Below are 12,455 nucleotides of genomic sequence, written 5' to 3'. Positions count from 1 at the left end.
TCCTACGGAGCACGTCCCCGCGTCGCTAGAGGTGCCTTACAACCGCGCCCACTCCAACCCCTCGCCACGGCTATAGAACACCGCCAGCGCCTTGCCATAGACGCTGTCGGCATCGACGAAGCCGAAATAACGCCCGTCGAAACTGTCGCCGCGATGGTCGCCCATGACCAGCAGCTTGCCGGGCGGCACGCGCACGCCGTGCAGGTCCGGGCCGCCACCCGCGTCCAGGTCGAGCCGCGCGATGCGCGCGCCGAACCGCTCAGCATCGCCTGCGGCGTCCACCTGCAGCGGCTGGCCATTGATGGAGAGATGGCCAGCGCGCACATCGACACGATCGCCCGCAACCGCCACTACGCGCTTGATCAGGCGGGTGCCGTCGTGCGGCGAATCGAACACCGCCACGTCGCCGCGCTGCGGCCGGCCGCGTTCGAACACGCGGTACTCGGTGAACGGCACGCGCAGCCCGTAGGCGCTCATGTCCACGGCGACACGATCGCCGGGCTGCAGCGTCGGCTGCATCGAGCCGGACGGCACCACGTAATGATTGGCGAAGGACGACCGCGCCGCGGTGAGCAGCAACAGCATCACCACCATCGGCAGCAGTTCCTTGCGGCTCCAGCGCGCGGCGCGCTGCAGGCGGGTGGCATGCGGATCGGCGTGGGTCATGGGACACCTGTGGCGAGCGAGGGCGGCACGGGTCGTGCCATCGCGACAGTGCGCGCTCGGCGGCGCGGGAGACCAGTGACGAAAGGCATGGCGATAGTGCGCTGGGGGCGCCGCGCGCCGAGAGAGGCTATGTGCAGGCGAAGACCCAGTGGTGAGAGTCATGCCACCCGAGAAAAAGCGGTCAACTGCATTGAGCCAGACATTGTTGCGTGAGGCACGAACGCCTCGGCGGAAAGGAAACCCTCACATTTTTCTGAGCTTCCAACACGGAGGCTCAGAAACGCAGCGCAGCCGCAGGCCGAACAGCACCCCGATTCAATGCCGTATAAGTAGCTCAGAAATGATCGGAGTGTGCATTGACACTGCGCAGTACTTTAATTGCCCTGTAGGCCGCATCGTCAATTGTTCGAGCGCGAAACCTCCTGCCATTCCGCGCCGTCGCACACTAGCGTCAGCGTAGAATTGGCCGCGACGGTGAAATTGGATGCCAGCCTGAGGTTCTGACTGTTATCGATGACGGTAAGGACGTCGTTGAACTTCAGTGTCAGCTGATGCCCGGCGAAGGTCGCGGTGATGCCGCCGATATTGCTCGTCCCGGTCACCACTACGTAGCAGTGAAACGGTTGGACCGTGATGGTCGTCGCCGATGCGACGGTATGCGACGTCGCATCGAATCCGTGTGCGTAGGACAGCGCGCCAGAAGTGAAATCCATGCCGTTGTCGATCACGTTTCCGCTCATCGACACTTCGCGTGCAAGTCCACCCAGAAAAACTGCCTTGGGGGAATTGCCATCGAAGCGGCAGCCGGTCAGCAGCGGGCCTGGAGATGCGGCGGCGGAAGGCGAGTACATGTAGCCATAGCGGTAGTTTGCGGTTGGCGCGCCGTTGCTCTGGAAGCTGCAACCCACGAACTGCACGCTGCCGGTGCGCGCCTGGTAGACACCGGCGGCCGCATTGGAAAAGAATCGGCAACCGGTGAACTGGATGCCCGAATACGATCCCATGTCGTCCATGAACAGGCCGCACGCATCCTGGCTGCCGCCCTGCAGCTTTCCTGCCGACGCGAACCAACACCCCACGAAGCTCCATTGCTGCTTCGTGCCAGCGCCGGTGAGCGTGACGCAATTGGAGTTTCGCGTTGCATCGAAAAAGCAACTGGTCAGGTAGAAATTCGCCGCCCGCACCTCGGCATCCGCCAGCAGGTCGCCATTGACGAACCCACCCACATCGGTGTCCAGCATGTAGAGCGCATCGATGTCGTGCGCCTGTATGCCCCACAGGGCGACGGGAGCAGACTGGGCGATGTCGTCGTTGCCGCGGAGGAAACACCCGGTCACGTGCATATTCGCGCCGGATCCGGAGGTTCCCTTCGTGCCAAGCAGCAGGGCGGCGCCAGCGCCGGAGGGGTTCACGATCTTGACCCGTTGCAGTTCGACTTCCTCGAACCCCAGGAAGTTCACGCCATTGAACCAGTTCGCAACTTTCACATCCATGATGATCGAGCGGCGCTCCATCGAAAATCGGAACATCGCTCCCGCGGTCTTGGACACCGTCGAACCAACCGTGAAGTTGGAGAACTTCCTGTACTTGCGATCGGCATTCGAATAGAACAGATCTGCCGTAGCCGATGTCGTTCGCACGAGCGTGTTGTCCTGCCCGAAACCCTCGATCCAGAGGTTATCAACACCGGAGATGTCGATGGGACCGCTGACGTCGTACTCGCCGCTAGGCACGTACAGCTTGCCGCCGCCAAGATCGGAGAAGTAAGCGATGGCGCGATTGAAGGCGGGAAGCCAATCCTGCCCGTCGCCTTGTTCGTAGAAGTCGCGAAGACTCGCGGTACCCGCCAGGTCCTGTTGCGCTGCAGGCGCATTCGTTTGCTCCGCAGCTTTCGCTTGGTCGTGTTCTGGAAGGTTCATGTCGGCTTCTCGTCTCGCGTGGGTTACATTGCGTTCTTCTTCGCCCGCCAAGTCCGATGCTTCGGCACGTTCGTCGCTATGCGGGTTGGCTCACCGATTCCGCAGCAAACAGGCGCCACCCAGTACCAAAAAACGGGATGGCCGCAAGGCCATCCCGTTCTCGACACACCCGGTCGGCGTAGCGCCGATCAGTTCTTCAAACCGCGATTTTCCAGCAGCGGCTCGACGCTGGGGTCCTTGCCGCGGAAGTCGCGGTACAGGGTGGCCAGGTCGACGGTGTTGCCGCGCGAGAGGATCTTGGCGCGGAAGATGTCGCCGTTGGCGCGGGTCAGGCCGCCGTGCTCCTTGAACCACTGGAACGCGTCGTCGTCGAGCACTTCCGACCAGAAGTAGGCGTAGTAGCCGGCCGAGTAGCCGCCGCCCCAGATATGGTCGAAATAGGTGGTGCGGTAGCGCGGCGGCACTTCGGCCAGGTCCACCTTGTACTTCTTCAGCGAGTCGGCCTCGTACTTGTCCACGTCCTGCAGCGGCGCGTCGGCCGGCAGGGTGTGCCAGGACAGGTCGAGCAGCGCCGCCGACAGGTACTCGGTGGTGGCGTAGCCCTGGTTGAAGGTGCGCGATTTCTTGATCTTCTCCACCAGGTCGGCCGGCATCGCTTCGCCGGTCCGGTAGTGCTTGGCGTAGTGCGCGAACACCTTCGGATCCGACGCCCAGTGCTCGTTGAACTGCGAGGGGAACTCGACGAAGTCGCGCGAGGTGGCGGTGCCGGCCAGGGTCGGGTACTTCACGTTGGAGAACATGCCGTGCAGCGCATGGCCGAACTCGTGGAACATGGTGGTGACGTCGTCGAAGCTCAGCAGCGCCGGCTGGCCCGGAGCGGGCTTGGTGAAGTTGCAGACGTTGTAGACCACGGGCTTGGTGCCGGTCAGGCCGTTCTGGCCGACGAACTCGTCCATCCAGGCGCCGCCGGACTTGCTGTCGCGCTTGAAGTAGTCGGTGTAGAACAGCGCCAGCGACTTGCCGTCCTTGTCGAACACTTCATAGACCTTCATCCCGTCGTGGTAGGTGGGGATGTCGGTGCGTTCCTTGAAGGTGAGGCCGTACAGCTGGTTGGCGGCGTAGAAGACGCCGTTCTGCAGCACGTTGTCCAGTTCGAAGTACGGCTTGATCTGCGACTCGTCGAGGTCGTACTTGGCCTTGCGCACCTGCTCGGCGTAGAAGTCCCAATCGGCGGCGGTGAGCTTGAAGCCGCCCTTCTGCGCGTCGATCACCTTCTGCATTTCCGCGGCCTCGCTGCGCGCCTTGGCGGTGGCGGCGGGCACGGTGTCGGTGAGCAGCTTCAGCGCCGCGTCCGGGGTCTTGGCCATCTGGTCGCTGAGGCTGTAGGCGGCGTAGCTGTCGAAGCCGAGCAGCTTGGCCTTCTGCGCGCGCAGCTGCGCCAGGCGCTGCACGGTCTGGCGGGTGTCGTTGGCGTCGCCCTTCTCGGCGCGCGACTGCGAGGCGGCCATCACCTGCTGGCGCAGGTCGCGGTCCTTCAGCGAGGCCAGCACCGGCTGCTGGGTGGTGTTCTGCAGGGCCAGCAGGTACTTGCCGTCGAGCTTGCGCGCGGTGGCGTCCTGCGCGGCCGAGGCGATGTCGCCGTCGGACAGGCCGTCGAGCTTGGCCTTGTCGTCCACCACCACCGCACCGGCGGCAGTGGCCGCGACCAGCTTGGTGTGGAACTGCGTGGCCAGGGTGGTCTCTTCGACGTTGAGCTTGCGCAGGGTGGCCTTGTCGGCGTCGGACAGCTGCGCGCCGGCACGCACGAACTCCTGGTATTCGTACTCGACCAGGCGCTTCTGCTCCGGGTCCAGGGTCAGCGTGTCGCGCTGGTCGTACAGGCTCTTGATGCGCGCGAACAGCTTCGGGTCCAGGCTGATCTCGTCCTGGTGCGCGGCCAGCTTGGGCGCGATCTCTTCCTGGATCTTCTGGCGGGCATCGTTGGTGTCGGCCTGGACCAGGCCGAAGAAGATGCGCGACACGCGGGTCAGGGTCTCGCCGCTGCGCTCCATCGCTTCCAGGGTGTTGGCGAAGGTGGCCGGCTCCGGGTTGTCGGCGATCTTGCGGATCTCGGCCAGGTGCTGCTTCATGCCCTCTTCGAAGGCAGGCAGGTAGTCGCTGTCCTTGATCTTGTCGAACGGCGGCGCCTGGAACGGCAGCGTGCTGGGGGTCAGCAGCGGGTTGGCGGCGGCGGCGGGCTGCGCGGCGGCCGGAGCAGCGGGAGCGGCGGGCACGGGGGTGGACTCCTTACCGGAACAGGCAGCCAGCGCCAGGCTGATGGCGGCGGCCAGAACGACGTTACGCGACATGAGGTGGAACTCCTGGGAGGACCTTGGGGCCAAGACAGCCGCCCACGTTACCGGGTTTGCATGGCAGCGGCATGTGCCATTGGCTCGGCCCGGCGCGGCAGCCAGCCGGCGTACAGATGGCCGGGCGCGGGCATGGCGCCGGCGTCCCACTCACGGCGCCGGCCGCCGACGCGTTGCACGGCCGGCGCCCCGCAGGGAGCGCCGGCGCGCCGGGCTCACTGCCCGCCGGGCAGCGGCAACGCCTCGTCCTTGAAGATGGCCACGTGCGGCACGCCATCGGCGCCGATCCAGCCGCGGTACATGCCCTCGGTGTTGAACGGGAAGGCCACGCTGCCGTCGGCGCCCAGCGCGATCGCACCGCCGTCGCCGCCGGCCTTGGGGATCTGCTTGTCGATCACCGCGTCGGCGGCCTGGGCCAGGCTCTGCCCGGCGTACTTCACCCGCGCGCAGATGTCGTAGGCGGCCACCGCGCGGATGTAGAACTCGCCCCAGCCGGTGCCGGACACCGCGCAGCGGCTGTCGGCGAAGGTGCCGGCGCCGATGATCGGCGAGTCGCCGACGCGGCCATAGCGCTTGTTGGTCATGCCGCCGGTGGAGGTGCCGGCGGCCAGGTTGCCCTGCAGGTCCAGCGCCAGCGCACCGACCGTGCCGAAGTGCTTGGCGGTTTCCAGGTCGGCGTGCGCCTGCTTGTTGGCTTCTTCCTTGAGCGCCTGCTGCAGTTGCTGCCAGCGCTTCTCGGTGCGGAAGTAGGAGGGCGCGACCAGCGTGATGCCGTGCTGCTTTGCGAAGACCTCGGCGCCATCGCCGACCAGCATCACGTGCTCGGACTGGTCCATCACCGCGCGCGCCAGTTCGATCGGGTTCTTGACCCGGTGCACGCCGGCCACCGCGCCGGCCTTGCCGGTGCGCCCGTCCATGATCGCCGCGTCCAGTTCGTTTCGGCCGTCGTGGGTGAACACCGCGCCCTTGCCGGCATTGAACTGCGGCGAGTCCTCCAGCACGGTGATCGCCGCGGCGACCGCATCCACCGCCGGCTTGCCCTGCGCCAGCAGCGCCTGCCCGGTACGCAGCGCCTTCTCCATGGCCGCACGCGCCTCGGCCAGGTCGGCCGGGCTGCTGCTGGCACGCTCGACGCCGGCGCCGCCATGGATCACCAGGGTGGTGGCGGGAATCTCGCGCATGCGCCCGTCCTGCACCGCGTAGTAGCGGTGGAACACCGGCGCCTCGACGCGGCCGTCGGGCAAGTGCAGGGTGGAACCGGGGCCGACCCCGACGGTCTCGATGCGGGCGGCCTGCAGCGGCTGCCCGGCCGGGGTGGACGGTTGCAGCGGCCCGGCGACCACGGTGGCCACGGCCTGCGGATCGGTGGCATACACGCGGGCGGTGCCGTCGCCTTCCACCGCCAGCGCGGCGCTCTCGTCCACGCCCAGGCCGATCAGCGGTTCGCCTTGCGGCGCCAGCGTGGCGGCCTTGGCGCGGAACGCGAACAGGCGGCCGAGGCGGTCGCGCTCGCGGAAGTGGGTGTCGGTGATGACCCGCTTGAGCAGGTCCAGGTGCAGGAAGTCGGTCTCGATGGTGACCGCCGGCCCCAGCGGATCGGCCAGCGCCGCCGGGCTGGTGATGCTGCCGCCATCCATCGAGCCGTACAGGTACTCGCCCAGCATCGCCAGGCCGGCGCTGGTGCCGCCCAGCGGCTTGCCGGCGCGCACGTGCGCGTCCAGCGCGTCGGCCACCGGCGTGTTCTTCCAGTAGCGCACGTAGCGCGACTGGTCGCCGCCGGCGATGAAGATGCCGTCGGCGCGGGCCAGCGCGCGCAGCAGCGCCGGATCGCTGGAGGCGCCGCGGCCGCTGAACACGAACGTCTCGACCGAGGCCACGCCCCCGACCTTGCGGTAGAACTCCTCGCCCACCTCGTTGGCCTGCGAGGCGCGCAGCACCACCACGTGGCCGTGCCCGGCCTTGGCCATGAACCAGCGCAGCGCGTCGTAGTTGCGGTCGCCGCCACCCATCAGCAGCAGGCCGGGCGACACCGGGCCGGGTGTGGGCGCGGCCGGATCGCCGACCAGGTACTGGCGGTAATCGCGCGCGACGGCGGGCGTGGCCAGGCACAGGCCCAGCAGCAGCGACATCCAGGGCCGGAACATGCCGACGGAACGGGTCATGCGGATCTCCTCGGGAACGGGGCGGGCAGGCGAGCGTGCGGCTCGTTGCTGAGAGGGGACGAACGGCGGCACGGTTTCCCCCCGCCGCCTCACCCTCCCACGTCGGCGCGCGCGGCACTTGCCCGCACGCACCGGCGATCGGCTAATGTGGGATCCATGTCCGCTTCCCTCGACGATTGGTTCGTCCAAGAAATCCTCGTCCACGAGCAGGCGCTCAGCGGCTACCTGCGGCGCTGCTGGCCGCATCGCGAGGAGTGGCACGACCTGCGCCAGGAGATCTACGTGCGCGTCTACGAGGCCGCCGGCAAGGCCCGGCCGAGCCTGCCCAAGTCGTTCCTGTTCGCCACCGCGCGGCACCTGATGACCGACCGGTTGCGCCGCAGCCGGGTGGTGTCGATCGAGGCGGTGGGGGATCTGGAGTCGATGCACGTCCTGATAGACGAGCTGTCGCCGGAACGCTGGTGCGGCGGACGGCAGGTGCTGGGCCGGCTGGCGGCGGCCTTCGACCGGTTGCCGGACCGCTGCCGCAGCGTGGTCTGGCTGCGGCGGGTCGAGGAACTGCCGCAGAAGGAGGTGGCCGTGCGCCTGGGAATCAGCGAGAAGAGCGTGGAGAAGCAGGTGGCCCGGGGCATGCGCCTGCTGGCCGATCATTTCCATGGCGACGAGGGCGCGGCGGCGCCGGCGAAGCCGATGCAGGCGCGGGCACGCGATGGACAGCAGGTGGATTGAGGCGCGTGCGGCGGCCTGGCTGGCGCGGCGCGACCGCGACGACTGGTCCGACGCACGGCAGGCGCGCCTGGACGCCTGGCTGGCCGCGGCCACCGCGCACCGGGTGGCGTTCCTGCGCCTGCAGGCCGCCTGGCAGGAGAGTGGGCGCCTGCAGGCGCTCGGCGCCGGCCAGCGCGATGGGCAGGTGCCCGAACGCGGCCGCTGGCAGGGCCTGGGCGGCCGCAGCACGCTGGCGCCGGCCGCCAGCGCCGCCACCGCCGCGCCGGACCTGCGCGGCCTGCGCTTCGCCCCGCGCCCGCGTGCGCCGCGGCGACGGCGCTGGCCGGCCGCACTGGCGGCCGCGCTGCTCGGTGCCGCGGTGCTGTCCCTGGTCTGGCGGCATGCCATCGAACCGGTGCCGACCGCCTACGCCAGCGTCACCGGCCAGCTGCGCCCGGTGGCCCTGGCCGACGGCTCGCAGGCCACGCTGAGCAGCGACAGCCGCATCGCGGTGGCGCTGTCGCGCGCGCAGCGGCGCATCGACCTGCAGCGCGGCGAGGCGTTCTTCGCGGTGAGCAAGGACCCGGGCCGGCCGTTCGTGGTCGACAGCGGCGCGCGCCGGGTGGTGGCGGTGGGCACGCGCTTCGCGGTACGCCGCGAGGCCGACGCGCTGCGCGTGGTGGTCACCGAAGGCACGGTGCGGCTGGAATCGGCGAGCGCGCCGCAGGCGCCGCCGCTGCTGCTGCACGCCGGCAGCATCGCCCAGGCCGGGCCGCACGGGGTGCTGGTACGCCGGGTCGCGCTGGCCGAGGCCGAGCGCGTGCTGGACTGGCGCAGCGGCTACCTGAGTTTCGACGACACCCCGCTGCAGGCGGCGGTGGCCGAGTTCAACCGCTACAACACGGTCAAGCTGCAGGTCGCCGATGCCGGTGCCGCGGCGCTGCGGGTCGGCGGCAACGTGCGCTGGTCCAACGTCGACGCCTTCGTGCGCCTGCTCGAACAGGGGTTCCCGATCCGCGCCGAGCGCCACGGCGACACGGTGCTGTTGCACAGCCGGTAGGCCGTCCCGCGCCGGGCCGGCGCGGCGGCGGGGGGATTTGTCGGTCTCGTTCGTCCTGGAGCTACTGAGGCGCGCTCCGCGCCCGTTTGGGGAGAAAACTCGATGCGGTATCCGATGCGTGCCCTGCTGCTGAGCATGGCCTGTGCGAGCGCCTGTGCGGCGCAGGCGCAACCCGCTGCCGTTGCCGCCACCGGCACGGTGGACGTCCCCGCCGGCCCGCTGCGCGCGGCGCTGGACACCTTGGCGCGGCAATCCGGCGCGCAACTGATCTACCGCGCCGACCAACTCGGCCAGGCCCGCAGCGGCGGCGCGCACGGCCAACTGGATACCGCACAGGCGCTGCAGCAGGTGCTGCGCGGCAGCGGCTTCGTCGCCCAGCGCGACCCCTCCGGCGCCTGGCTGGTGCGGCGCCAGGAGCCGACCCCGGCCCGCGCGCAGCCGGTCCGTGCCACCGCGCCGGCGCCGGCCGCAGCGGCCGAGGCGCCGGTGGCGCAACTGGACACCCTGCGCGTGACCGGCTCGCGCATCCCACGCACGCAGGTGGAAGGCCCCGCGCCGATCAGCGTGATCAGCGCCGAGCAGATCAAGGCCAACGGCTTCACCTCGGTGCCGGACGTGCTGCGCGCGATGACCCAGAACGGCGGCGAGACGCAGAGCCCGCAGTCGGCCAGCGGCGCGGACTTCTCGCCCGGCGCGCAGCAGGTGGACCTGCGCGGGCTCGGCCCCAACCACACCCTGGTGCTGGTCAACGGCCGCCGCATCGCCGACTTCCCGATGCCGTTCAAGGGCCGCAGCAACTTCACCGACATCTCCAACATCCCGCTGGGCATGATCGACCGCATCGAGATCCTGACCGGCAGCGCCTCGGCGATCTACGGCTCGGACGCGATCTCCGGCGTGGTCAACTTCATCCTCAAGAAGCACGCCGACGGCACCACGCTGGACTACCGTTTCGGCGACACCACCCGCGGCGGCGGCGAGAGCTTCAACCTCAGCCTCAGCAGCGGCTGGTCGCGCGGCAACTTCGACGCGGTGTTCGGCGCCGAACTGGTCTCGCAGACGCCGCTGTGGGCCTACGAGCGCAGCCGTCAGGACAGCACCCTGGACGGCCCCACCGCACGCTCGCAGGTACCGCGCCGCACCTTCCTGCGCACCGACGGCAACGACGACTACCTGGACCCGGGCGCGGACACCTGCGCGGCGGTGTCCGGCCTCAACGGCGGCAGCACCGGCTACGCCACCCGCCCCGGCTACGGCGCGTTCTGCGGCAGCAGCGCCTCGATCGGCTACGGCACCATCACCAACAAGCGCCGCGGCCTCAACGGCTACGCCTCGCTGCGCTACGCCTTCGACAACGGCAGCGAATGGTTCGCCGACGTGCAGATGGGCTACCACGAGCTGTCGCTGTTCCGCGACGTGACCCAGTGGGGCTACATGGCCCCGGACGGCAACGAGCAGGGCTATTTCTACAACCAGGCCACCGACCAGGTGGAAGCCTGGGGGCGCCAGTTCAGCCCGGAGGAAATGGGCGGCCTCAACGCCGGCACCATCCGCACCCGGCAGAAGACCTTCAGCGTCACCACCGGTTTCAAGGGCCACCTCGGCGCGGACTGGGACTACGAAGCCAGCCTCAGCCACTCGCAATACCAGGCCACGATCAGCTGGCCGCAGATCGTCGCCGCGCGCGCCAACGCGTTGTTCCTCGGCCCGCAGCTGGGCGTGGACGAAGACTCGGGGCTGCCGATCTTCAACGCCGACCCGCAGCGCCTGTACACGCCGCTGAGCCGTGCCGAGTACGACAGCATCGCCCAGCGCACGGTGTACCAGCCGCGCTCGCGCACCGACACCCTCGCCTTCACCGCCACCAACACCGCGCTGTTCTCGCTGCCCGGCGGCGATGCCGGCATGGCCGCGACCGCCGAATTCGGCAACCAGAGCTACAACCTGCGCCCGGACCCGCTGGCCACGCAGTACTACTACTACAGCTGGAAGGACTCCGACGGCCACGGCAGCCGCAACCGCTGGGCGCTGGCCAGCGAGCTGCGTTTGCCGGTGCTGTCGACGGTGTCGCTGAGCCTGGCCGGGCGCTACGACCAGTACCGCTTCGCCGGGCGCTCGCTGGGCAAGTTCACCTACAGCGGCGGGCTGGAGTGGCGGCCGGTGGACACGCTGCTGGTGCGCGCCTCCTACGGCACCGCGTTCCGCGCCCCGGACCTGCACTACGTGTATGCCGGCCCCGGCAACGACGAGACCACCGGCGTGGACTACTACCGCTGCGCCAGCGAGGAACCGGGCGTGGCGATCCAGGACTGCAGCTACAACGAAGAGGCGGTGATCCGCGGCCGCAGCGGCAACCGCGCGCTGAACCCGGAGAACAGCACCTCGTGGACCGCCGGCCTGGTGTGGTCGCCAATGGCCGACCTGGACCTGTCGGTGGACTACTTCAACATCGACATGCGCGACCAGGTGCAGGACCTGCGCGTGGACCAGGTGCTGCGCGACGAAGCCGACTGCCGCCTCGGCGTGCTGCAGGCCACCTCCACCACCTGCCAGCAGGCGCTGGCACGGGTCACCCGCAGCGCCGACGGGCGCCTGTACGGGGTCTACGTCAACCCGATCAACATCGCCCGCGAACGCACCAACGGCATCGACCTGAGTGCGCAGTACCGCCTCGACACCGGCATCGGCACCTTCCGCCTGAGCGGCAACTACACCTGGGTGCGCCGCCACGACATCCAGGTGTACGCCAGCGAAGCGATGGTGGACGAGTTCGCGGTCAACAGCGGCTACGACATCCCGCGCACCAAGGCCAGCGCCAGTGTGTCCTGGGAGCGCAACGCCTGGACCGCGACGCTGCACGGCGAACGCCTGGGCCGCCTGCCGACCTCCGATTCCTACGACCAGGTCTACGACCCGGAGAGCGGCGACAGCCCCTGGATCGGCGCCACCTACCGCTACAACGCCTCGCTGCAGTATCGCTTCACCGACCACGCGCAGCTGTCGCTGACGGTGACCAACCTGTTCGACAAGATGCCGCCGCACGACCGCACCTATACGTCGTACCCGTACTACGACGTGTCCTGGTTCGACACCGTGGGCCGCAGCGTGTACCTGCAGTACACGCAGAAGTTCGGCGGCAGCGCGCTGTAGGGCGGGGGGCAAGGCCTGCATGTGGGAGCGGCGTCAGCCGCGACGAGCGAAAGGTCGGCTGATGCCGTCCGTCGTCGGGACTGAAGTCCCTCCCACAGTGCAGCCCTCCGACGATGCGGGCGCCGCATTTGTGGGAGCGGCTTCAGCCGCGACGAGAGAAGCTCAAAGCCACCCGGCACCTTCCTGCGTCGGACTGAGTCCCTCACACAGTGCAATCTTTCGGCGATCCTGGCGCCACACTTGTGGGAGCGGCTTCAGCCGCGACGAGTGAAGCCCAAAGCCAGCTGGTACGTTCCTGCGTCGGGACTGAAGTCCCTCCCACAACAACATCCGACCCATGCACCGTAGGAGCGGCTTGAGCCGCGACAGGCGCTTTCCCGATGGTCCGGTCGCGGCTGACGCCGCTCCTACGGCATCGGTTTGTGCCGTTGGATAAAACGGC

7 protein-coding genes and 1 pseudogene are annotated in these 12,455 nt (G+C 68.8%); 3 read left to right on the top strand and 5 right to left on the bottom strand.

The window, feature by feature from the left end:
• Window positions 1-36: 36 nt before the first annotated feature.
• The 5 genes and pseudogenes from lepB to AC1PMG_RS01295 form a co-directional block, all read right to left on the bottom strand.
• A complete protein-coding gene (gene lepB, locus AC1PMG_RS01315; RefSeq protein WP_481110368.1) occupies window positions 37-666 on the bottom strand; it encodes a signal peptidase I in 630 nt (209 codons plus the stop codon).
• Between the two features lie 398 nt (window positions 667-1,064).
• On the bottom strand, window positions 1,065-2,585 hold the full coding sequence (locus AC1PMG_RS01310) for a right-handed parallel beta-helix repeat-containing protein (RefSeq protein WP_481110367.1): 1,521 nt from the start codon (window positions 2,583-2,585) through the stop codon (window positions 1,065-1,067).
• 188 nt (window positions 2,586-2,773) lie between these two features.
• Complete coding sequence (gene dcp, locus AC1PMG_RS01305; protein ID WP_481110366.1) at window positions 2,774-4,933, bottom strand: peptidyl-dipeptidase Dcp; 2,160 nt, start codon at window positions 4,931-4,933, stop codon at window positions 2,774-2,776.
• A 215-nt stretch (window positions 4,934-5,148) separates the two neighbouring features.
• Entirely contained in the window at window positions 5,149-6,114 is a 966-nt protein-coding gene (locus AC1PMG_RS01300) for an isoaspartyl peptidase/L-asparaginase family protein (RefSeq protein ID WP_232764268.1), read from the bottom strand.
• Between the two features lie 261 nt (window positions 6,115-6,375).
• A pseudogene (locus AC1PMG_RS01295) lies at window positions 6,376-6,900 on the bottom strand (cyanophycinase); the annotation flags it as partial.
• Between the two features lie 351 nt (window positions 6,901-7,251).
• On the opposite strand from AC1PMG_RS01295, the gene AC1PMG_RS01290 reads away from it, so the two are divergent.
• From AC1PMG_RS01290 to AC1PMG_RS01280, 3 genes are all read left to right on the top strand, one after another.
• Window positions 7,252-7,824, top strand: coding sequence for an RNA polymerase sigma factor (locus AC1PMG_RS01290; protein WP_481110365.1), 573 nt, complete (start codon window positions 7,252-7,254; stop codon window positions 7,822-7,824).
• The gene (locus AC1PMG_RS01285; protein WP_481110364.1) at window positions 7,805-8,863 is read left to right on the top strand and encodes a FecR family protein; all 1,059 of its coding nucleotides are present in this window, start codon (window positions 7,805-7,807) and stop codon (window positions 8,861-8,863) included. The genes AC1PMG_RS01290 and AC1PMG_RS01285 overlap by 20 nt, the downstream gene beginning before the upstream one ends.
• Before the next feature lie 114 nt (window positions 8,864-8,977).
• Window positions 8,978-12,013, top strand: coding sequence for a TonB-dependent receptor domain-containing protein (locus AC1PMG_RS01280; protein ID WP_481110363.1), 3,036 nt, complete (start codon window positions 8,978-8,980; stop codon window positions 12,011-12,013).
• Window positions 12,014-12,455 lie beyond the last annotated feature (442 nt).

Source organism: Xanthomonas sp. NCPPB 2250 (genome assembly GCF_056725265.1).
Note: the sequence above shows the minus strand (reverse complement) of the source record. Positions and strands in the feature narration are given on the sequence as shown.